This window comes from Pseudomonas sp. LB1P83 (assembly GCF_054897885.1).
Genome location: NZ_CM142709.1, coordinates 3,989,429 through 4,011,289 on the forward strand (window position 1 = coordinate 3,989,429; position 21,861 = coordinate 4,011,289).

The window sequence follows — 21,861 nt, forward strand, 5'->3', positions numbered from 1 at the left end:
ATGACAGCAGACAATCCTTCGAGCCAGCCTCAGAGTGAAGCTGTTTATTCACGGCCCTGAGGCACGTCTGGACTAGCCATGAAGGCCGACGTGTTGCAGGTTTCAAAGAGGACGCGGCATGAGTAGCAAACACCCAATCTCTCCCATGGAAACGCTGTACCACGAGGGACGGAAAACCTTTATCGACCTGGTGCCTGACGGCGGCGCCCGCCTGGACACTCTTTTCCACACGGTGCCGGCCCTGGGCGAACTGGCGGTCGGTGTCGTTTACGGTTACTTGCATGGTCGTACGGACCTGGACCCTCGCCTGCGCGAAGCGGTGTCGCTCGCCGCGATTGTCGCGGCCGGCATGGTCGGGCCACCGTTGAGTGTGCATTTCAAGACGGGGTTAGCCTCGGGGCTCGCGCCGGGAGAGATCATCGGGATAGTGCTGCAGGCTTCAGCCTTCGCCGGTTTCCCGAGGGCCGTGGCCACGGCCGATCAGCTCAATCGACTGTTTGCCGAAGCCGCAATGGTCTCACCACCCCCGCCGTCACCGCGCGAAGTGGCGATGGCGTTTTGCGAGCAAGTCCGCACGGGCCAGCCTCCCACGTCCCTGAGTGCTGCGATCAAACGCCTATTGCGCCATGCACAACGCCTTTCGGTTCAGGCGACAGCGGCCAACACCGTCATTGTCGAATGCTTCGACGGGGAGCATGCCCGTCCGACGGCGATTTTGCACATACAAGTGGAAGGGACGCAGGTCATCGCGGTGACACGTTTTACTGCCCGTTGATCGCCGTCTGAATCGCACGATGAAAATGGCGCAGGGCCGGCTCATTTCTGCCGAATGTCAGGTAGCGCTGACCGCTGGAGGCATAACCTTTCTGCAGATGTCTGGCCATTTGAAAGTCCTCACCGTCGACAGTTTCCATAAGAAGGATCATGTTTTTGTCCCAATGGGCCTTCTCTTTTGCCGACGTTGGTGCTGTAGGCACGTGCAGCGACACGTCGATCAAGCATTGATCGACGCATCCGGGGCCTGCGGGAAATACCCGCCACACCTCCAGATGATCGCCCTGCCAGACCAGAAGCGTATTGGGAAACAGCAGGTAGATAATCGCCGAATGCCGGAGCAGGTCCCATTGCTCTTCGGGTTGATCGAACAACTCGACAATTGAGCGACGCGGCATGATCAGCCGTACATTCGCTCCGAGGCCTTCGAAATGACTGGTGTTGGGTATAAAAATCGGCAGCACCGTTTGCCGATGCAGGGTGGAAAAATGCCAGTTCTCCAGAAACGTATCGATCACTACTTTCCAGTTAAAGCGCCTGCGTAAACGCCTCGTTTCGTAGTGCGAGTAATGCTGGAAACCGAAATTCCGGACCTCACTGGCCAACGATTCGAGTACTTCAGCTTCATTGATCTGCCCTCCTGGCGTCGGATGCACCCAGATCAGCCCATGCTGTTCCACAACACTCAGGCGAGTCAGATTGCGCTCGGCGCAACTCAACCCCTCGAAACTTCCAGGCGGATTCAGCCGTTGCAACTGCCCATCCAGACCATAGGCCCAGCCGTGATACGGACAGGTCATCGCACCCGCGATGTTTCCCGACCCGTTGAGAAGCCTCGCTCCACGATGCCGGCAAACATTGATGAAAGCGTTCAATGATCCATCGTTGTCGCGCACGACCAGAACCGGCACACCGCTTAAATCGTCGGTCAGATAATCGCCCGGACAAACCAGTTGCGAGCCAAGCCCGATCATCAACGGGCACGAGCCAAACAGATGCTGTTGTTCCCGTTGCTGTTGATCGAGACTGGTATATGACTCGACGGGGTTAAAATAAACGGCATCGGCCATGCTGGTCTGTCGCTGCTCAATCATGTTCAGCAACGACTTCAATAGTAAAACCTGAGTGGGATGATCCATATCGCCTCCATTCTGTCCTGATCACCAAGTCGCCGATGATTCCTGAACAGCTGGCTTCGTTCTAGGCGCAAAGAACCGCGCTGTAAACTGTCAGAATTTACAGGTCCCTCCGTAAACCGACCGCTCAATGGCGGCACTTGCGCTCGCGACACAGGCTCCGGCTGTGCAACGATGTCGCCCTGCCTGAACGCAAACCTGCGCGGACGCTGACCGAACCCTTTGGGTAAGTCACTGTCCCTTGGGAACGCGACGTTTTTTGCCAAGGATCGATATGACCAACCTCAATACCCAAGCCTCATTTGTTCCCGGACGCCTGGAGCAGATGTCCACCCGCATCGCATTTTTTATTGCCGGTCTGGGCATCGCCGCGTGGGCGCCGCTGGTGCCGTATGCCAAGGCACGAGCCGGGCTCGACGAAGGGACGCTCGGGTTGTTGCTGCTGTGCCTGGGGGTGGGCTCGATTCTGGCGATGCCGATGGCTGGCCTCTTGTCCACGCGTTTCGGCTGTCGTCGAGTGGCGACCGGAGGAACGTTATTGATCTGCGTAGCGTTGCCGTTATTGGCAACGGTGTCGTCGATACCGGCATTGATCGCCACACTGTTCCTGTTCGGTGCTGGCCTGGGCACGGTGGATTCAACGGTGAACCTGCAAGCGGTGATCGTCGAGCGGGCCAGCGGCAAGAACATGATGTCGGGGTTTCACGGGATGTTCAGCCTCGGCGGGATTGTCGGCGCGGCGGGTGTCAGCGCCCTGCTTGGCTTGGGTCTGTCGCCGTTGGGGGCGATGGCGGTGGTGATTGTCGTGCTGGTGCTGGCTCTGCTGAAAGCCGCACCGCACCTGTTGCCTTATGGCAGCGAAAGCTCGGGACCTGCGTTTGCGGTGCCCCATGGCATCGTGCTGTTTATCGGCGGCATGTGCTTCATCGTGTTCCTGGCCGAAGGCGCGGCGCTCGACTGGAGCGCAGTGTTCCTGGCGCAGGAACGCGGGATCGACACGGCGTATGCGGGGTTGGGTTACGCGGCGTTTGCGCTAACCATGACCGCCGGCCGGCTGACCGGCGACAGGATTGTCCGGCGCCTGGGCGCGACGCGGGTGATGGTGTTCGGCGGCCTGACCGCTGCGGCCGGTCTGGCGTTGGCGACGTTCGCGCCGGCCTGGGAAACGGCGCTGGTCGGTTATGCGTTACTGGGTGCGGGTTGCTCGAACATCGTGCCGGTACTGTACACCGCGGTCGGTAAACAGACGGTCATGCCTGAGCATATTGCGGTGCCGGCCATTACCACCTTGGGTTACGCGGGCATTCTCGCCGGCCCGGCGGTGATCGGGTTTATCGCCCATGGCAGCAGTTTGAGTTTTGCGTTTGGGTTGATGGCAGTGTTGCTGGTGGCGGTGGCCATCGGCGGCAAGGTGTTGAGGGTTTAAAAGCTTCGCGGGCAAGCCTCGCTCCTACAGGTCCACGTAAATCCTGTAGGAGCGAGCGGTGCGGCGATCCGACTTGCCCGCGAAGGAAGTCACCCCGATCTATCAGAATCCGACGCTGGCCTGCACAAAGAACGTGCGCGGCGCACCGACGTACATCCCCGAGTTGTTGTCGCTGGACCGGGTGAAGTACTGCTTGTCGAAGACGTTTTTCACCCCGGCGCCAACTTTCAGGTTTGACAGCTGCGCGCCGAAGTCATAGCCGCCACGCACGTTCCAGGTGACGTAACCCGGAATATCGCCGTACTGACCATCGGCGGTGCCTTCGGTGATGTAGTTGTTGGTGAAGCTGCCGTCGGCGTTCACCGCAACGCCCGGTGAGCGCTGCTTGGACTGGGCAAAGGCATCGAGGTTGTAGGTCCAGCGGTTGATGTCGTAACGCAGGCCGGCGGTCGCTACCTGGCGCGAGTAGAACGGCAGGTCACGGCCCTTGAAGCCTGGAATTTCACCTTCATACACGGCGCGGGTGTAGGTGAACCCGGCGTTGGCGGTCAGGCCGTCGAGCCGTGGGTCCAATGCCGCCATGTTGTAGTGCACCGACGCCTCGATACCCCGGTGCGTGGTCGCGCCGAGGTTGGTCCAGCCCGCGTCGTTGCTGATGTACTGCAACTCTTTATCGAAGTCGATGTAGAACGCCGTCAACTCGCCGCCCCACACCTCATTGTTGTAGCGCGTGCCAACCTCATAGGTCTTGGCCTTTTCCGGCTCCAGGCCATTGGCCGGTTCGTCCCCCGCCCCGCCCTGACCCAGCTGGAAATATTGCAGGCTGCCAAACGAGGTTTCGTAGTTGGCGAACAGCTTCCACTCTTCCGACAGGTGATACATCACGCTCAGGGCCGGCAGCGGCTCGTTGCTTTCGATGCTGCGGTTCTTCTCCGGCACGCGTCTGCCGGCGGTGTCGAGCACGGCGCGGTCGTGCCAGTCGGTGCTGATGTGTTCGAAGCGGATACCGGGGGTGATGGTCCAGTTGCCGACATCGATTTTGTTGTCGACGTAGACCGAGTTGGCTTCAGTGCCACCGGTACGGTCCTGGTACACATGCCCGTCCGAACCGGGACGCACCACCGGCTCATTGTTGACCAGGGCCAGGCGGCTGGCCTGTTCGTGCATGGCTTCCTTGAGGTAGCGATAACCGACACTGACTTCCTGGGTGGTCGGGCCGACGTCGAATACACGGGACACCCGCGGCTCGATGCCGACGGTGTAGTAAGTGCGCGGGAACGAGCCCAGGGTTTTCTGATCGCGAGCGGCGATGTTGCTGCCACGGAAGCTGTCGGTGTAGTAAGTCAGCACTTCGGCCTGGGTGCGGTCGTCGAGCTGCCGCGTCCACTTGAACGAGACATCCTTGCGGCGTCCGCTGAAGTTGTCATTGTTGCGGTCGGACTGAAACGGATCGGCGTCGTACTGCTTCTGGGTCAAGCCGCCGGGCATGTCGGCGCTGGCGTCATAGTAGTGAAAGTTGAGGCTGAAATCGTCGACATCGGTCGGTGCCCAGTGAGTCTTGAGAATCACGTCGTCGATGTCATTGCCGTTGTTGCGCTCGCGGTAGCCGTTGCCGTTCACGCCGGAATACAACAGCGCCACGCCGATGCCGTTGTCAGCGGTGCCGCCGAGGAATGCGGTGTCGATGTGCTTCCAGCCGCCGTGCTGGGAGGTTTCCAGGGTGGTGCCGATTTCACCGGTGGCTTTCTCCGGGATCGCGCGCGTCACGAAGTTGATCACGCCACCGACGTTTTGCGGTCCATAACGTACGGAGCCGGCGCCGCGCACCACGTCGATGCTGTCGAGGTTGCCGGAGGAAATCGGCGCCATGGACAGCTGCGGCTGGCCGTACGGCGCGAAGGCTGCCGGCACGCCGTCGATCAGCACCGTGGAGCGTGGCGACAGGCGCGAGGTCAGGCCGCGCACGCCGACGTTCAGGGAAATGTCGCTGCCGCCGGTGCCGTTGGCGTCTTGTACTTGAACGCCGGGTACTCGCTTCAACACGTCGCCGACGTTCATGGCGCCTTGCTCGACCATGGCTTCGCGGCGGATCACGGTCCGTGCGCCGGGATGATTCTGCACCACCGCCGCGTTGGCATCGCCAAGCCAGTCGCCGACCACTTTGATGTCGGTCACGCCCAGTTCGATCGGGCCAGCGCCGGCGGAAGTCGGCGCGGGCGTCAGGGTCACCGAACCTTCATCGATCTGATATTGCAAGCCGCTGCCTTGCAACAATTGGCGCAAGGCCTGCTCCGGCGAGAGGTCGCCGTCGACCGCTGGCGCCTGTTTGCCGGCTACCAGCTCAGGACTGAAGAAAACCTGCAGCGACGTTTGCTGACCCAGCTCACTCAACGCCTGGCCCAACGGCTGCGCCGGAATATGGATGCCATCGGCGGCGAATGCCTGCGGAAGCGCGGCACTGACAGCCAGGGCGAGCGCGAGCCGCAACCAAGGGGAATTGTTGTTTTTAGCGGTGGTTTTCTTCACGTCGAACATTGTCCTGTAGATCGCAAGAGTGTGCGGCTGTTAATGCAAACCAGTTGCAGTTGGACAAGAAGACGAAGAACTCAAAAAAAACCTGAATCGGTTTGGAAATTAATTGGAAATTATTTCCTGACTGCCGTCATCGAGGGTCCGCACGGCCACCGGAAGGATGCTCGGCAAGGCCTTGAGCAGTGCATCGGTGTTGTCGGATTTGAACACGCTGGTCAGGCGCAGATTGCCCACTTTGTCGTTGCCGACCGTGAGTGGCTTCTCGCGGTAGCGAGAGACTTCTGCGGCGACCTCGCTGAGGCTGGCGTTGTTGAACACCAGTTTGCCGCTGCGCCACGCGGTCAGTTCTGCCGGATTGACCGCGTAAGCAGCAACAACCACGCCTTTGGCATCGACGCGAGTGCCGAGGCCGGCGGTGAGGCTGATGACATCAGGCCCCTGGCCCTGAACCTTGACCGTGCCCTGCTCCACCGCCACCCGGGTTTCTGTCGGGTCGCGGCGCACATCGAAGCGCGTGCCGGTGACCGTGACCTTGCCGCTGCCCGCCTCGACCACGAACGGTCGGCTGGCATCGTGCTCGACGCTGAACATGGCTTCGCCTTCAGTCAGCTCGATGCCGCGACGGTCCTTTTCGTAGCGCACCTGAACGCGGCTGCGGCTATTCAGATCGATCACCGAACCGTCGGGCAACGCCACATGGCGACGCTCGCCCAATGCCGTGGAGTATTCGGCCGTGTACGTCGCCGGATGATTCAAACCGCTGAACAGCCCCAACCCGAGTGCCACGGCCAACACACTGGCCGCTACCGCGTAGCGCACCAGTGGCTGGCGTTTACGTCGGGCCGGCGCAGTTTCGCACAGGGCTTGCAGACGCTTGGCGGGCAGCAGATCGGCCGCCGACCACAGGCCCTGGAGCAGTTGAAATTCGTCGCGATGCTGAGGATGTTCAGCCAGCCAGGCTTCGAAACGCCGGTACTTTTCGACGTCCACGGCCGGTTCCTGCAAACGCACAAACCACCGCGCCGCGTCGTCGCGAACCGTTGTTTGCCCGCACGCACAATCACGAGTATCCATCATGGAAGTTCCTGCTTGGCTGGGGGGTAGAAGGCGCGGCCGATCATGGGTGCAGTCCGTCGAGGCGGTCGCGCAGATGCCGCAAGGTGCGGATCATATACTTTTCCACCATGTTCTTGGACAGTCCCAGGCGTTCGGCGATTTCCGCCTGGGTCAGGCCTTCGATCTTTTGCCAGACGAACACCTTGCGGCAGTTGACCGGCAACTCGGTGAGCGCCCGTTCGATGGAATCAGCCAACTGGATCGCATGCATGAAATGCTCCGGGTCGCCGGACGACGACACACTGTGATCAACCGCCTCCGACTCCATGGCACCCCGCCGGTCCTCACGCCGATAACCATCCACCGCGATGTTGCGCGCGGTCTGGTGCAAATACGCCCGAGGTTGCTCCACCGTCGACGAATCGGACTCAAGCACCCGCACGAAGGTGTCGTGGGCCAGATCCTCGGCCTGCTGACGATTTCTCAGTCGACGGGTCCAGGTGCCAACCAACTCTTCGTAATGCTCGAAAAAGCCGTGTCTGCGGGGCAACTTGGGGGTCATTGCGGTGTGCTGTGGAGACGGGGCGTGAATAGTAATGCTTCCTATTAAGGGGAAGCAATGGATTCCACGTGGGAGGGGTCCGTTAGAACGTGTCCATGCTGTTTATCTCGAAAATGAGTCCTTGCCGACAAGTTACACAGCCGTTGGGGTGTATAGCCGAAGAGCAGGGAAAATCAGAAGGAGCTGACAGCGCGGTCTCACTTTGCGGATGTGCAAAGCCGGGATGAGTTGATGTGTTGGTATTGGGTCACTTGAGACCGAGGTGATGCCATCGCGAGCAGGCTCACTCCCACAGTTTGACCGAGTTGTCCGGACGAATGCGGTCCAATGTAGTGAGCCTGCTCGCGATGAACGATGACGCGGTATTACGGTGCTTACTTCGGCACTTCGACGTTATCCATCATCCGGTTCACCGCCAGTTCCGCCTGCATGATGATTTGCTGGATCCCCATCGCCGTATTCCGATGCGGCCCTTCCAGGTGCGCTGCGAAATCGCTGGTCATGACGCTGGCCGAGGCCAGTGATTCGCAGGTGTGCGCCAGCAGGTCTTCGTCTTTGATGTCCGGGGCGATCATGAACATGGTGCTCGGTTTGCGGGCGACCGGGGTTTTGAGGGCGTCGGGGTTGAGGTAGTGATCGAGGGCGCGTTCGGCGGCTTCGTGGAGCTTTTTGGAATCGAGTGATTCGTAGGGGGATGCCGGATCGGTGTCTGGCGGGTTTGGAGTAACTTTGCACATATTGATTCGTTCCTTGTGGGCAGCCACGCCTCGCTACTAATACGAAGGGTGGCGGCTGTACGCAGGTTAGTAGACCGGGGAACGAAGACAAAGCCGGCGCGCCCGAGGGCGCCCTACGCACAGCCACCATCAGGTACAGGCATGGAAATACCTGTCTGACAGACGCCTGTGCATGCTTCGTACCTCGGGCTACTAAACCCGATAACTGGGAATCAGTGACGGGGATCAAGTTACCGAGGGCGTCCAAAGCGCACAAGCCGGCGGATTCTGGCGTAGTCGTAGGCAATGGCGCAAGGCGCTGTAGCTTTCAGGAAGTAACGCTAAACACTTTTAAACACGAGCGCTTTTTTGTGGGAGCGGGCTTGCTCGCGAAGGCGGTGTGTCAGCCACTTAAATACTGAATGACACACCGCTTTCGCGAGCAGGCTCGCTTGTATGTTTAGACTTGAAGGGGTGGGTGCACTTGGGCCGCAAGCCGCTGTCGCTTGTGACCGGCAAGCGCATCAGGGGTTAACGGCTACTTGGGGAAAACGGCGAAGGCGCAAGGCCTTCGCCATTTCAGAGATTGCGCGATAGTGCTTTACGTACGCTGTCGCGGGTCAGCGCAGGGTTTTCGACTTGGGCATTGACGGGTGCCTGGACAGCGCTTTCGTCCTCAACATCATCTGCCTGGACATCGATTTCTTCCTGGACAGGTTGCTCTGTCCGGGCAGGGCTTTGCGTCCGATCGCGACTACTCGTCAGGTTGTCCAGCTTCTCGATATAGGCGTTCAAATCGCTGATCAGCAGTTTCTTGCGCTGCGAGCCCTGATAGCACGCGTAGCAAAGATAGCCCACCGCCGCCAGCAGGCCGAGCCCGGCGGTAGCAAGACCGGCGACGCACAATCCAAGCACGATCAGCACTGTCTTCCAGTTGAAAGGCGATAACTCCAACTCGGTATTCAGGACGTTCGCATCACGCAGCACCCAACGCTTGGACGCCGTGTGGTTCTGCAGAACGGTGTGCAGGGGCGAACCATCCTTTTTCAAGGCACTGATCAACGAGACTTGCTGGCCCGTGCGCAAAGGAATGTCCACGCCGCGAAGCTTTACATCGTGCTCGATGCCGTCCGGGGTTTTGACCCAGAACTCATGATTGATGATTGATACAGAACTGATGCGCACAGGCGTCACTTCACTGTCGTTACCGTTCACATGAACGCCGCCAGTGGAGGTCACACGGGTCTCACTGAGCTTCTCGCTGCCCACCACTTCACCGCTCAGAACAGTGAAAGCAACGGTTTTATCGCCATGGGTGAAGGTGTGCATTTCGACTCCTTGATAGACCCGCATCGGTCGACGTGCCGGGCGGGAGATCCGTAGGCGGCGAATGCTACTAATTAGCCATTAGGCTGTCCAGAACTCCCACTACCAGGGGGACGGTCTGGTTGTTGGATCAGTGCTTGCGCAACCACTCGATAAACAGTGCAAACAGCTCCGACTGTGAACCGATCTCCAACTTCAAATAGAGATTCTTGCGGTGCATGCGCACCGTTTCCGGCGAGATGCTCATCTGGCTGGCCGTGGATTTCACGGAGTGCCCCCGGAGCACCATGTGCGCCACTTCCCGCTCGCGCTCGGTCAGCAAGTCGCAGCCGAAATGCTCGAAGGCGGACTGCACGCGTTGCCTGAGATCGTCACGCACGCCTTGATTGACGGTGCTGTGCTGTAAGCCCCGGCGTCCGAACTCGCTGATGAATTCACGCACCAGCGGCTCGACCGCCCGCAGCAAATTCAGCTGTTCCACCCGCAGCCCTTCCCCGCCAAAGCCTTGAAACAGGCTCACCGACACCTTGGTGTCATTGCCGGTATCGACAATATAAAAACTGTCTTCCGAACTCCCGGCCTTCAAGTAGTAAGTCTTGTAGTACTCACTGTCGAAGAAGTTGTCCGGGGCAATGTCCTCCAGGTGATAAAACCCTTCGGCCAGCCCCTGTTCCACCGCCAGGCAAAACGGGTCGAGCAAGTAGCCACCGGAAAAATAGCGGTCGATTATCGACTCCCGGTATTTTTCCGGAATGCCTCGCTGATACAACAACTGTGGCGGGCGGTCCTTGTGCTCCAGGCTGATCATCACCGACTCGATGGACACCAGATGCCCGAAGGCCGACGCCAGGAAATGCAGCGCGTCGGGCTCATCGATGTGGGCGAACGCCCGACGCATGTCGCCGTGCCATTTATGCAAGGCGCCGAAGGGCAAGGCGATCAGCGTATCGTCGTTTGGTTTGCTCATGCCCCGCAGTCTAGCGGGTGAACCCGCACCTGGTAACCGCGGAGTCGACGAACTCATTGGCCGAAGTACTGGCCGTTTTGCTCGAGTTCGCCCGCCACTTCAAGAATGCACACCCGCAGGATTTCGACGATTTCATCCACCTGTGCGCAAGACAGGATCAGCGGAGGCGACATGACATTGAGGTGCATGATCGGCCGCACCAGCAGCCCTCGAGCCTGCGCCCGGGAATGAATCATTTCGCCAATGTTGATCTCGTCGGCGAACAACGCCTTGGTGCGTTTATCGGCGACGAATTCCACGCAGGCCATAAACTTCTGGCAGCGCACATCGCCCACCAACGGCAAGTCGCTGAGCGTCGCCAAACGCTGCTCCAGATAAGCGCCGACGATGTCGACATGCTCCAGCAGGTTTTCCCGCTCGATGATTTCAATGTTCTTCAACGCCGCCGTGCAGCAGACCGGGTGGCCGCTGTAGGTGAAGCCATGGGTAAAGCAACGGCCCTTGCCAGGCTCGGCGATGACTTTCCAGATACGCTCGGAAAAAATGCAGGCGCCCAATGGCAAGTAAGCCGACGTCAGCCCCTTGGCCGTGGTGATGATGTCCGGCTGAACATCGAACAGATCCCAGGAGGCGAAAAACTTGCCTAAACGCCCGAACGACGTCACCACTTCATCGGCGACAAACAGAATGTCGTAGCGCTGGCAAACTTCCCACATGCGTTTCAGATAACCCTTGGGCGGAATGATCACGCCGCCGGAGCCCATGATCGGCTCGGCAAAAAAGCCCGCCACCTTGTCCGCGCCGATCGACAGAATCTTGTCTTCAAACTCCTTGATCAGAAACTCGAGAAACTGCGCCTCGTCCATGCCATCCGGCGCCCGGTAAGGGTTCGGATTGGAGACGTGGTGAATCTTGTCGTTGGCGTAATCGAACTCCGGCACACGGTCGGCGGCCTTGTTGCCGATCGACATCGTCAGGGTGGTGGAGCCGTGATACGCGTTGAAACGGGCGATGACGTGCTTCTTTTCCGGTTTGCCGCGGCAGTTCTGATAGTACTGAATCAACCGGTACGCGGTGTCCACGGCGGTGGAGCCGCCGGTGGTCAGGAACACATGATCGAGATCGCCGGGGGCCAGGCTCGCGAGCTTCTCGCACAACTGGATGGCGACGTTGTTGGACATGTCGGAAAACGGGTTCGAGTACGCCAGTTGACGGACCTGATCGGCAATCGCCAACGCCATTTCTTCACGACCCAAACCGATGTTCGTGCACCACATGCCGCCGACTGCGTCGAGAAAGCGGTTGCCCTCGGTGTCGTAAATATAGGCACCGTCACCGGCAACGATGTTCAGGGAGCCCTGTTCGGCGTGTTCGTCGAACATGTGATAGCCGTGCATGTAGTGCGCTTTGTCGGCTTTCACCAGTTTCGCGTTATCAACGTCGGACACAACTTTCTTGATTGGAGTCGCCATAAAAAAAACCTCGAACCGAAAAATTAAACGATCAAATCCCGCTCTTCACCGTGCTCCAGACGCGAGTCATGGCGCGCATGTCTTTTGCATCCTGGGTTTTCTGCGGAAACAGCCGCTGGCGAGTCTCGTCATCGGGATAAATCGCCGGGTTGTTGCGCACATCGGCGTGCACCAACGGCGTGGCCGCCGCATTGCTGTTGGCGTAATGAATGTAATCAGTCACGTCCGCCATCACTTGTGGCTGCATCAAGTAATCGAGGAACTTGTGGGCGTTGGCCACGTGTGGCGCATCGGCGGGGATGTACAAGTTGTCGAACCAGATCAGTGAACCTTCCTTGGGAATGAAATAGGCCAGTTTGATCTTCAACTTGGCCTCTTCGGCACGGGCCATGGCGGTTGCGTAATCGCCCGACCAAGTCATGGCCATGCACACATCGCCATTGGGCAGGCTGGTCAGGTAGTTGACCGAGTCGAACTTGCGGATGTAGGGCCGGACTGACAGCAGCAAGTCCTGAGCGGCTTTAAGATCTTCGGGTGCGGCGCTTCTCGGGTCTCGTCCCAGGTACTTCAGGGCCAGAGGAATGACCTCAGTGGGCGCATCGACCAGGGTCACGCCGCAATCGGCGAAGCGCGAGACGATTTTCGGATCGAAGATCATCGCCAGCGAGCCAATCGGCGCATCCGGCATGCGTTCCTTGATCTTGTCGACGTTGTAAGTAATGCCGTTGCTGCCCCAGGTATAGGGCGCCGAGTACAGCGTGCCGGCATCAAACCCCTGCAAGTCCTGCAAGACTTTCGGGTCCAGGTTGGTCCAGCCTGGCAACAACTTTTTATCGAGCGGCTGGAACACTTTGGCTTTGATCAGCGGGGGCGCGAGGGAGGCGTTCAACACCACCAGGTCATAACCGGAGTGGCCGGTCAGCAACTTGGCCTGAACCGTTTCATAGGCATCAAAAGTGTCGTAAATAACCTTGATACCGGTGGTTTTCTGAAAGTCGGCAATGGTTTTTTCGCCGATGTAATCCGCCCAGTTATACAACCGCAGCGTGTTGCTATCGTCCACTTCGGCGGCGTGGACGCCTGCCGACAGCGGCGCAATTAACGCACCAAGCATCACCAAGAAGGCCTTGCGCATAGCAAATTCACCTTATCAAGCGAGTTCCGATCTGGATGAGCGGATGAATCCACTATTGAGCGATTCAGCCAACGGCACCATACCCCGAATGGGTGTGTGAGCCGGTTGGCGGCGCTCGCGACGGCCCGACATGGCAAAAAGCAGCAGTTTCGTTGACTTGTTTTGTCATAGATCCAGTGCCGGTCCCGCGCTTAGAGTGCCCCTCATAGAGATCACCTGGGCACGTACATGAACGACCTGATCAAACAAGAACGACACGAAGGCGTCCTGACGCTCACCGTTGACCGCCCCGACAAACTCAACGCGCTGAATAACAGCATGTATACGCAGCTGGCCGACCTGTTGCTGGCCGCCGATGAAGACGCCGAAACCGGGGTGATCATTCTCACGGGCGGAGCTTCGTGCTTTACCAGCGGTAACGACCTGGCAGATTTCCTCCAGCATCCGCCGACCGACCTGGACAGCCCGGCGTTTCGCCTGATGCGCGTGGTCATCCACCTGCAAAAACCGTTGATCGCGGCTGTGTGCGGAGCGGCTATCGGGATCGGCACCACCTTGCTTCTGCACTGTGATCAGGTGCTGGTCACGCGCAATGCCCGGTTGCGCACCCCGTTCGTCAACCTGGGCCTGTGCCCGGAGTTTGGCGCAAGCCTGCTGCTGCCACGCCTGATCGGTCATGCCCGGGCAGCGCGCTTGCTGCTGTGGGGCGACAGCCTGGACGGGGCCGCCGCCGTCGCATGCGGGTTGGCCAATGAACTGTTCGACGACGGGCAACAGTGCCTCGCGGCCGCAGAGCACATGGCTCGTCGCCTGCTGGCACTTCCCCAGGAGTCACTGCGTCAGTCCCGGCAATTGCTCAAACAGACGTCGATGCCGGAACTGCAAGCCACCCTTCGCCAAGAGAATTTGCTGTTCATCAAGCGCCTGAAAACCCCTGAAGCACAGGCGGCGTTGAACGCACTCCTTAATCGCAGCACCGAAAAGAACCCCTCTACAGGAAAGCCTTCATGAACACCCCAGACGTATTTGTTGTCAGCGCCGCACGCACCGCCATCGGCTCCTTTGGCGGCTCGCTCAAAGATGTGCCGCTGGCCGATCTGGCGACCACGGCCGTCAAGGCAGCCCTGGAGCGCTCCGGCGTGGACCCGGCGCAAATCGGCCATCTGGTGATGGGCAATGTGATCCCGACCGAAACCCGCGATGCGTACATTTCCCGAGTCGCCGCGATGAACGCCGGCATCCCGAAGGAAACACCCGCCTACAACGTCAACCGCCTCTGCGGCTCCGGCCTGCAAGCCATTATCAGCGCAGCCCAGACCTTGATGCTCGGCGACGCCGAAATCGCGATCGGCGCCGGTGCCGAATCCATGAGCCGCGGCCCGTACCTGATGCCGTCCGCCCGTTGGGGCGCGCGCATGGGCAACGTCCAGGCCATCGACTACATGCTGGGCATCCTGCATGACCCGTTCCATGGCATCCACATGGGCATCACTGCCGAGAACATCGCCCAGCGCAACGGCATCACCCGCGACATGCAGGACGCCCTCGCCCTGGAAGATCAAAAACGCGCGGCGTTCGCAATCGCCAATGGCTACTTCAGTGAGCAGATTGCTGCGGTCGAAATTCGCGGTCGCAAGGAAACGACGCTGTTCAGCATCGACGAACACCCGCGTTCCACCTCCCTGGAACAACTGGCGCAGATGAAGCCGGCGTTCAAGAAGGACGGTTCGGTGACTGCCGGCAATGCCTCGGGCTTGAACGACGGTGCCGCGGCACTGGTCATGGCCACCGGCAAGGCAGTTCAGGCCAACAACCTGCGCCCCCTCGCCCGCCTGGTCAGCTATGCCCACGCCGGTGTCGAGCCGGAACTGATGGGCCTGGGCCCGATTCCCGCCACGCGCCTGGCGCTCAAACGCGCGGGCCTGACCACCGCCGATATGGACGTGATCGAAGCCAACATCGCCTTCGCCGCCCAGGCCTGCGCGGTCAGCCAGGAACTGGATCTCGACCCGGCCAAGGTCAACCCGAACGGCTCGGGCATTTCCCTCGGTCACCCGGTGGGCGCGACAGGGGCAATGATTGCCACCAAAGCCATCCACGAACTGCACCGCGTCAACGGCCGGTATGCGCTGGTGACCATGTGCATTGGTGGTGGTCAGGGGATTGCGGCGATTTTTGAGCGGGTCTGAGTGTTAGAGCGATGTCCGGTGCAATGCCGGACATCGCAAGACAGAAGTCTTCAGCAACTCCGACGCCAGCATCACAATGCGCTGAGCATATGCTGAATGGCTTTGTGGCCAGACTTCGGGGCATCGGTAAAAAAGTCTGCGATACGCGTCGCGAATTTCTGAGTGTTTTGAAAGGACTCATTCATTGTCAAAGCGGTGTCATTAATCGAGACCATGACGTAAGCACTCTGCCCACTGCCAATAAAGCCGATAGACGCGTGATCATTGCCGTGATGCAAGATGATTAAAAGAGAGTCGCGGGCAATCGGACACTTTTCCACTTCCCATTCAGGTGGCTCATTTCTGCCGAAAGCCTGAGTGAGCCTGGATAAGAATGAAGCTCGCCGAGTCGCCTCTCCCTGTAACTGCTGTTTAGCCAGAACCAGTACTTTGCTCCAGGCAACGACATCGTAGGAAACAGGATGATCACCACATTCGTACGAGCGTGAATCTTCGCAGGGAAAAGATGTGCGCTCAGTCGCAGGTGCATATTTGAAACCCTTTGAGGAAGACATCTCCTCTTTGTACTTGCTCAGAAAGCCCTGAACACTGGCAACAGCTGAACTGGACATCAGACAAGGATCTTCAGTACCTGTCGGCAGATCAAAATAAAGATCATCGAAAATCAATGTCCCCGAAGACCGGTCAAGCGGTGAGCCGTCATTTATCCAGCCACTACTTGAATGTTCGATTTGCTGATCAGCAAATTGCGCCAACAAGGCAATGAGCTGATCTCGCTGAACAGCATCAGCCATTATTTCAGAGAGCAAAGCCGCGGAAATTTCGTATCCGCCTTGTGTTTCCAGATCAGCCTCGACCCCCCTCATCTCGCGAAGCGCATGGGCAAGTTCGGCTTTTGAAAGTTGAGGTCTGGCATCAGTCATAAAATTACTCTACCTCCCGGCAGTTCGTAGCGCAAAGCGCAGCCATGACCACTTATCGTCGAGGGTCATAGCGAGCAGAAAACGCCTGTGCGTCTGCTCCGCTGAAATGGAAATATTCATCAGGACACCCTCTGCGCCATCCGCCGTGATACGACCGTTGTTGGACGATAGACGGCGCATTTTGCAGCCGTCTTGATAGAAATCGATGAGTTTTCTGCCCCCTTTCGGATCAGCATGCAGCAATAACTCTCCGTCATCACCCTCGTCCAAAGCAGCTTGAATGGTGCAATCAATCAACGCTTTGGCAACCCCACGAACCGCTGGGTGACGCAAGAATTGCTCATACAGTTCAGAGGGTGCGTCCGATAGATACCAGGTAAAGGCGCGCTGTCGCTCGACACCCTGGACATTGCAATGAAGCTTCGGAACAAGGGAAAGCATGCCGATGGGAAATGTTTGCTCCCCCTTTGAAACCACGACACACATGGCCTTGCCGTTCTCGGAGGCGTTGCCAGGCATCCTCGTGAGGTAGTTGTGAACAGCCACGAGCTTCAAGTAATTGGGCCAGCGCCATCCGACGTCAGCACGGGTTTTCTGACTCATTGAGCTGTCATGGGAGTAATAGCGATTGACGATGGGTTGAACCGTTTCGTGCCATTGCCTGGCAAGAGCTTCGGTCATGGGTACGACACTGACTTTCACCTGGAAGGGTGTTCCGCAGGCGTCGCTGGCGAGCAGCGACACGATGGGCCGCTGTAGCGGCATAAGTAAGCTTCCTTGCACCTATGAGCTGAAAGAGTTTGCAGACGTTGATTTGCTGCTACTCAAGCTAGCATAGGGTTTGGAACATCGCGCCGGGCGGCATTGTTCATAATGTTTCTAACGTTTAAGCGCCAGGAACATTAAGAGAAACAGGGGGTGGGATGGGTGTTCAGAAGGTTTCCGGAAGCTACAGCGCCTTACGCCATTTCCTACAACCGCTCGAGACTCAATGGCGATAAAGATGATTTTTCACCATGGAGCCAAGAGCGGCATTTAACGTAACGGGTATTCGGGATTACCGACCCGCCCATTTGACCTAGATATTTTTTTCGTCGATCCCGGCCTGCAGCGATTGGCTGTCGTAATGACCGCCAAGGGTGACAGGACCAAGTTTGACGCTGTGCTCGCCCGGTGTTGAAACAACCGGTTTACCGGCTTCACCTTCTGCCTTGTCCGGTAAATCCAGACCAGCGTTGACTCCGTAATCACGGTTGCTCACGCTCGCAGTGCTGACCTCGGAACCACCCAGGTCAACGCGGCCGTCAGCGGCCACAATCCGTGCGCCGGTCAATTGCGTTGTACCGTCCACCTTCAGGTTCACACCCTGGGTGCCACTGATACCGGAAGCCTGGCCGACGCTGTCTTTATGCGCGTAACCGCCATCGAGTTTCAGTGTCGGTTTGTAGTCGGTCCCGCCCAGCTTTTTGTTATCGGCCACTTTGTCCTTGTCGGCCGGTGCAGCCTTCTTGCCCGTCAGGCCGAGGTCCACATCAACCTTGGCACTGGTCTGGCTGTCCTGGCGACTTTCCACGTTCAAGTCACCGCCCACCTTGCCGCTGATGGTCGCCGCATCAATCCGTGCCCCCGCCAGATGTGCATCCCCAGCGCTGTTCAACACCACGCTGTCTGCCTTGATCTGGCTGTTCTGCTGGGTCGTGCCTTGCTGGTAATCCACGCCAACCTTGGCCCCGGCGTTGAAGCCGTGATCACGGGTGGCGACGTTCTTTTCGTCCACGACAACGGGGGTGCTGTTGCTCAGGTTACCGCCGGCATTCAGTGCCACATTCCAGTTGGTACGAGTCTGAGTGGACTCAGCCGATTCCTGAAAGATGCTACCGCTCTGCGCATCGAGGCCGACGCTCGGAGCGATGACCTGGGTGCCTTGCAGGTGGATCGCGTCACCGCTGAGGGCGATAGTGTCCTGGCTATGGAGCTGTCCACCGGTCAAGGTCCGGGTCGTTTCATTGACCCGACCGATGTTGAAATTGCCGCTCACATTGCCGCCCTGATCAGCACTTTTCTCCGTGCTGGTTTTGCTGCCGCCCACCTTGAGGCCACCGCCGAGGTTGCTGCCGGTCGAGGTGTGGGTGTCGGTCGCCGCTTGCAGATCGAGCTTGCCGCCAGCCTTCAGGTCGATGCCGCCCAGCGTGTCGACCTTGGTCCCTTGCAGGATCTGATCGCCACCGCTGCTCAGCAGCACGGGTCCTTTACCTTGAATACTTGCCACCTGAGCCTGGCTGTCCCGGGTCTGCTTGCCGGTGTAATCGAGCTGGAAACCGGCACCGAGATCGACATTGGTGCCGTTGGTGCCCGGCGCAGTGCCGACGTTCAACGAGCCGTTGCCGCGCAGACTGGAGGTGTCGCTGCTCTGACGATCATTGGCCTGATTCAGCGCCAGTTCACCGCCGGTCTTGATCGAAACACCGCCCTGCCCGCCATCAAAATGACTGCCTTCGAACTGGCCATCGCCGCGCAGGTTGATGTTCAGCCCTTCGCTGCCGGCATAGCTGCTGACCACGGCGCTGGAAGTGTCCTTGTGCGTCTGACTGCTACCGCCCGCGCCGCTGCCAGCGACGTTCACGTCCTCGCCGGTCTTGGTATAGACCCGCACGTCGGCCTTGGCGTCCAGCGCCTGATCGGTGCTGCTGTGGGTATTGCTCGCAGCGCTCGCCACCAGCGTGTCGGCGCTGATGTTTACCTTGCCCGCGCTCGCCTGGTACTGAGTGCCCTGGTCCTGCAAGGTCCCGGCCACGTTCACGTCCACGGTGCCGCCCTTGAACTGGCTGACCACGGCGTTGCCGGTTTGCCCAGTGTGGCGGGTGTTCTGATGACCGATCGCGAGGTCGATGCCGACATTCGGCTGGCCGAGATTGGCCAGTGCATCCTTGTCCGGCACTTTACCGGCCAGCACATCCTTGACCGCACCGGCGATGGGCCGGGCGATGTCCTTGTACTCGACGTTGGCGCCGATGTCCGCCGACCAGTTGCTGTCTTTATGGGTGCTGCTGTCGGTGTTGTTCGCGGCGCGATTGTCGACATCGACCGCAGCGACATTCAGACCTTTTCCGGCATCAAGGCGCGCGCCTTCGGTGGTGAGTTTGCCGGTGTTGATATTCAGGTTACCGATGCTCTGCACGCCGGTGGTTTGCGCCGTGGTTTTGCTCGTGGTGTCTTGCGAAGTGGTGTGCGCGAAATCGACGCCACTGCCGGCGCGGTCGAGGCCACCGGTGTAATAGAAGCCGCCGCTGGTGCTGACTTTGTCCGTCGAAGTGCTGTGGCTGTCCTGCTCGGCCAGCAGCGAAACGTTTTTGCCAATCAGCGTCGTATCGCCATGGGTCGCATTGACCTCGGCGCCTTTGAGCGACAGGTCGCCGCCCGCCGCCAGTTTCACGGTGCCGCCGCTGAGGCTTGAGCCCTGCTGTTTGACGTCGTTGCTGGTCACGGTTTGTTGCTTGTCTTCGTAGTGCACACCGGCACGATACTGGCCGGCATCCGGGGCGTTTTCCTTGGCGTAGGCATCGAAGCCGCGCGTCTCAGTGGTCGTGCTGCTGCCGCGGGTGTCTTGTGCGGAATGCACCTGCACATCCCCCGCCGCCTCCGCGTTCAGCGTGCCGCCGGCCTTGACCGTGGAACCGGCCACTTCAATATCCTTGGCGCTCTTGAGCGTGAGGTTGCTGTCCGACGTCAGCTCGCTGCGCACCGTGCTGCTGTCCTTGGCGCTCTGCCGGGTTTCATCCTTGGTGATGCCGAAGAACTTGCTGTCCTTGTCGTGGTTTTTCGCGTGGGATGTGTCCTGCACGCCATCGATCACCAGCGAACCCTTGTCGCTGATGACGCTTGACTCAGTGCCGCCACGCACCTGGCTGCCGCTGATGCGCACGTCGTCCGCCTTGACGATCAGCTTGCCGGCCGCGTTGATTTTACTGCCCTGATTCTGGGTCTTGCCCTGATCGGCGTCGCCGGTCTTGCCGAAGAAACCGCCGCCCACCAGATCGCCCGAATAACGGTTGTCGCTTGTGCGCTGAGTGCGGCTGGCACTGGTGATTTCCACCTGCTTGCCCGCGAGATTGATGTCAGCGGCGCTGTTCAGCTCAGCACCTTCGGAACGCAGCAACGCGGCGGTCTGCAGGGCGATGTTGCCGCCCTTCAGTTGGCTGGTGATGCTGCGCTGCTCTTCACTGCTCGTATCCCAATCGGCTTTCCACAGGTGTTTGCGGTGGTTGCCCTGATCGGTCTGGGTGTGGCTTTCGGTGGCAGCGCTCAGGCGTAAATCACCGCCGCTTTGCACGCTGAGATTCTTCGTCGCTTCGACTTTGGCCGCCTTCAGCTCAGTGTTACCTGCGGACGACAGTTGCGCGTCCCGGCTGGCGAGAATCTGGCTGCCGTGTTGGCGTGAGTCGCTGTCGGTCTGCGTGCGGTCGTAGGTTTCCCAGGTAATGCCGATAGTGCTGTTGTTCCAGTTTTCGCGTTTTTCCTGGAGATGGCGGCTTTCGACGGTGGTCACGGTCAGGTTGCGTCCGGCGTCGAGTTTGACGTCGCGACCGCTGACGTCGGCGGCGGCCAGGGTCAGGTCTTTGCCGCTGTGCAAGGCGACGTCGCCCTGACTGCTGCGCACACCTGCCCGGACCACATCGAGGCTGTTCGGAACCGCTTGGCCGCTGATGCTCAAATCGCCTGCCGAGCGAATCTGCACGCCCTCGCGGCCCGCGACCTGTACCGGCCCAACCCGCACGCCAGCGCCTTGCGCGGTGCTGACGATGTTGATGCGTCCGGCCTGCATGGCGCCAAACAGGCTGGCGTCGATACGTTGATCGCTGGTGTTGCCAGTCGGGTCCACGGCTTTCACCTGGCCCGAGGCGTAATCCACCTGATTGCGGCCGACGGTGAGGCTCAGCTGATCCCGAGCGTTGAGGCTGCCCTGGCTGTCGATGCGCGGGGCGATCAGGTTAATCGAGCCCTCACGGTTTTGCAGGCCCGCACCCTGAATCTGCAACGTGCCGGAGGCATCACGGGTGCTCAGGGCTTGCAGCTTGCCGTCGTTCAATTCGGGGCGGCCAACCACCAGATTGGCGTTCGGCGTGTTGATGAAACTGCCGCCGTTCACCGAGATACCGTTGGGGTTGGCCAACACGTAATCGGCGGCGCGGCCGAAGATTTCCTGGGCACCGTTGATGGCCGATGCGTTGCGGCTGACCACTTCGTTGAGGATCACGCTCGCGGCATGGCCCTGGAGCTGCGGGTTGGCAGCCAGTTGACCGGCGAGCTGGGACTGCCCGGCCTGCAAGGCGTTGTTCAACACCAGGCCTTGGCGATCCACGTTGTAATCGAGGAACTGGTTATGCGACAGGCCCGCGCCATTGGGCGCAACGATATTGACGATCGGCACGCCGCCCTGGGTTTGCAGTTGCGCGGTGCCGCCGGGGCCCGGCGCGACCACCACGCCACCCGCGAGAGCGTTTGGCAGATGGGCAATCAGGAGCAGGCTGGCAATCGCCCAGCGCAGTTTTCCCCGAGGGGAAAGATGAAACGCAAATGTTTGTTCAGGCATAGGAACCTCTCAATAAAAGTGCGGCATCACGTTGCGCGTTGGGATGATTGCCGAGGC

General features: G+C 59.5%; 16 protein-coding genes. 4 read left to right on the forward strand and 12 right to left on the reverse strand.

What is annotated here, in order from left to right; all coding sequences use genetic code 11:
* The first annotated feature begins 118 nt into the window (after positions 1-118).
* Positions 119-775, forward strand: a complete 657-nt coding sequence (locus ACYZTY_RS18455) for a carboxymuconolactone decarboxylase family protein (protein ID WP_461954914.1) — start codon at positions 119-121, stop codon at positions 773-775.
* Here ACYZTY_RS18455 and ACYZTY_RS18460 read toward each other — a convergent pair.
* The gene (locus tag ACYZTY_RS18460) at positions 762-1,913 is read right to left on the reverse strand and encodes an aromatic ring-hydroxylating oxygenase subunit alpha (RefSeq protein ID WP_461954915.1); all 1,152 of its coding nucleotides are present in this window, start codon (positions 1,911-1,913) and stop codon (positions 762-764) included. The two genes, ACYZTY_RS18455 and ACYZTY_RS18460, sit on opposite strands and share 14 nt — an antisense overlap.
* Before the next feature lie 271 nt (positions 1,914-2,184).
* Between ACYZTY_RS18460 and ACYZTY_RS18465 the strand changes: the two genes are divergently transcribed.
* Complete coding sequence (locus ACYZTY_RS18465; protein WP_461954916.1) at positions 2,185-3,336, forward strand: MFS transporter; 1,152 nt, start codon at positions 2,185-2,187, stop codon at positions 3,334-3,336.
* Positions 3,337-3,438: 102 nt separating this feature from the next.
* On the opposite strand, the gene ACYZTY_RS18470 is transcribed toward ACYZTY_RS18465, so the two are convergent.
* The 8 genes from ACYZTY_RS18470 to ACYZTY_RS18505 form a co-directional block, all read right to left on the reverse strand.
* Positions 3,439-5,862, reverse strand: a complete 2,424-nt coding sequence (locus tag ACYZTY_RS18470; protein WP_461954917.1) for a TonB-dependent siderophore receptor — start codon at positions 5,860-5,862, stop codon at positions 3,439-3,441.
* A gap of 108 nt (positions 5,863-5,970) precedes the next feature.
* Positions 5,971-6,945 carry a FecR family protein gene (locus tag ACYZTY_RS18475; protein WP_461954918.1) on the reverse strand — a complete coding sequence of 325 codons (975 nt, stop codon included), beginning with the start codon at positions 6,943-6,945 and terminating at the stop codon, positions 5,971-5,973.
* A gap of 40 nt (positions 6,946-6,985) precedes the next feature.
* Positions 6,986-7,486: a sigma-70 family RNA polymerase sigma factor gene (locus ACYZTY_RS18480; RefSeq protein WP_461954919.1), complete on the reverse strand. Its 501-nt coding sequence runs from the start codon at positions 7,484-7,486 to the stop codon at positions 6,986-6,988.
* A gap of 374 nt (positions 7,487-7,860) precedes the next feature.
* Complete coding sequence (locus tag ACYZTY_RS18485) at positions 7,861-8,223, reverse strand: DUF6124 family protein (protein ID WP_461954920.1); 363 nt, start codon at positions 8,221-8,223, stop codon at positions 7,861-7,863.
* A 558-nt stretch (positions 8,224-8,781) separates the two neighbouring features.
* The gene (locus tag ACYZTY_RS18490) at positions 8,782-9,531 is read right to left on the reverse strand and encodes a hypothetical protein (protein ID WP_461954921.1); all 750 of its coding nucleotides are present in this window, start codon (positions 9,529-9,531) and stop codon (positions 8,782-8,784) included.
* A gap of 127 nt (positions 9,532-9,658) precedes the next feature.
* Positions 9,659-10,495 carry a helix-turn-helix transcriptional regulator gene (locus ACYZTY_RS18495; protein WP_461954922.1) on the reverse strand — a complete coding sequence of 279 codons (837 nt, stop codon included), beginning with the start codon at positions 10,493-10,495 and terminating at the stop codon, positions 9,659-9,661.
* Positions 10,496-10,548: 53 nt separating this feature from the next.
* Complete coding sequence (locus ACYZTY_RS18500) at positions 10,549-11,967, reverse strand: aminotransferase (RefSeq protein WP_461954923.1); 1,419 nt, start codon at positions 11,965-11,967, stop codon at positions 10,549-10,551.
* Positions 11,968-11,998: 31 nt separating this feature from the next.
* Positions 11,999-13,102 carry a polyamine ABC transporter substrate-binding protein gene (locus ACYZTY_RS18505; protein ID WP_461954924.1) on the reverse strand — a complete coding sequence of 368 codons (1,104 nt, stop codon included), beginning with the start codon at positions 13,100-13,102 and terminating at the stop codon, positions 11,999-12,001.
* A 228-nt stretch (positions 13,103-13,330) separates the two neighbouring features.
* On the opposite strand from ACYZTY_RS18505, the gene ACYZTY_RS18510 reads away from it, so the two are divergent.
* Both ACYZTY_RS18510 and ACYZTY_RS18515 read left to right on the forward strand, forming a co-directional pair.
* Positions 13,331-14,113: an enoyl-CoA hydratase gene (locus ACYZTY_RS18510; RefSeq protein ID WP_461954925.1), complete on the forward strand. Its 783-nt coding sequence runs from the start codon at positions 13,331-13,333 to the stop codon at positions 14,111-14,113.
* On the forward strand, positions 14,110-15,291 hold the full coding sequence (locus ACYZTY_RS18515; protein WP_461954926.1) for an acetyl-CoA C-acyltransferase family protein: 1,182 nt from the start codon (positions 14,110-14,112) through the stop codon (positions 15,289-15,291). The genes ACYZTY_RS18510 and ACYZTY_RS18515 overlap by 4 nt, the downstream gene beginning before the upstream one ends.
* 71 nt (positions 15,292-15,362) lie before the next feature.
* On the opposite strand, the gene ACYZTY_RS18520 is transcribed toward ACYZTY_RS18515, so the two are convergent.
* The 3 genes from ACYZTY_RS18520 to ACYZTY_RS18530 form a co-directional block, all read right to left on the reverse strand.
* Positions 15,363-16,214, reverse strand: coding sequence for a hypothetical protein (locus ACYZTY_RS18520; RefSeq protein ID WP_461954927.1), 852 nt, complete (start codon positions 16,212-16,214; stop codon positions 15,363-15,365).
* A 9-nt stretch (positions 16,215-16,223) separates the two neighbouring features.
* Complete coding sequence (locus ACYZTY_RS18525; protein ID WP_461954928.1) at positions 16,224-16,958, reverse strand: hypothetical protein; 735 nt, start codon at positions 16,956-16,958, stop codon at positions 16,224-16,226.
* A gap of 334 nt (positions 16,959-17,292) precedes the next feature.
* Positions 17,293-21,804, reverse strand: a complete 4,512-nt coding sequence (locus ACYZTY_RS18530) for a hemagglutinin repeat-containing protein (protein WP_461954929.1) — start codon at positions 21,802-21,804, stop codon at positions 17,293-17,295.
* Positions 21,805-21,861: the final 57 nt, after the last annotated feature.

Excerpts from the sequence above, each read along its gene's own strand:
- ACYZTY_RS18490 (WP_461954921.1), bottom strand. The coding sequence starts at position 9,531 with ATGCACACCTTCACCCATGGCGATAAAACCGTTGCTTTCACTGTTCTG.
- ACYZTY_RS18510 (WP_461954925.1), top strand. The coding sequence starts at position 13,331 with ATGAACGACCTGATCAAACAAGAACGACACGAAGGCGTCCTGACGCTC.
- ACYZTY_RS18495 (WP_461954922.1), bottom strand. The coding sequence starts at position 10,495 with ATGAGCAAACCAAACGACGATACGCTGATCGCCTTGCCCTTCGGCGCC.
- ACYZTY_RS18530 (WP_461954929.1), bottom strand. The coding sequence starts at position 21,804 with ATGCCTGAACAAACATTTGCGTTTCATCTTTCCCCTCGGGGAAAACTG.
- ACYZTY_RS18505 (WP_461954924.1), bottom strand. The coding sequence starts at position 13,102 with ATGCGCAAGGCCTTCTTGGTGATGCTTGGTGCGTTAATTGCGCCGCTG.
- ACYZTY_RS18500 (WP_461954923.1), bottom strand. The coding sequence starts at position 11,967 with ATGGCGACTCCAATCAAGAAAGTTGTGTCCGACGTTGATAACGCGAAA.
- ACYZTY_RS18460 (WP_461954915.1), bottom strand. The coding sequence starts at position 1,913 with ATGGATCATCCCACTCAGGTTTTACTATTGAAGTCGTTGCTGAACATG.
- ACYZTY_RS18465 (WP_461954916.1), top strand. The coding sequence starts at position 2,185 with ATGACCAACCTCAATACCCAAGCCTCATTTGTTCCCGGACGCCTGGAG.
- ACYZTY_RS18520 (WP_461954927.1), bottom strand. The coding sequence starts at position 16,214 with ATGACTGATGCCAGACCTCAACTTTCAAAAGCCGAACTTGCCCATGCG.
- ACYZTY_RS18480 (WP_461954919.1), bottom strand. The coding sequence starts at position 7,486 with ATGACCCCCAAGTTGCCCCGCAGACACGGCTTTTTCGAGCATTACGAA.
- ACYZTY_RS18455 (WP_461954914.1), top strand. The coding sequence starts at position 119 with ATGAGTAGCAAACACCCAATCTCTCCCATGGAAACGCTGTACCACGAG.
- ACYZTY_RS18475 (WP_461954918.1), bottom strand. The coding sequence starts at position 6,945 with ATGATGGATACTCGTGATTGTGCGTGCGGGCAAACAACGGTTCGCGAC.
- ACYZTY_RS18485 (WP_461954920.1), bottom strand. The coding sequence starts at position 8,223 with ATGTGCAAAGTTACTCCAAACCCGCCAGACACCGATCCGGCATCCCCC.
- ACYZTY_RS18515 (WP_461954926.1), top strand. The coding sequence starts at position 14,110 with ATGAACACCCCAGACGTATTTGTTGTCAGCGCCGCACGCACCGCCATC.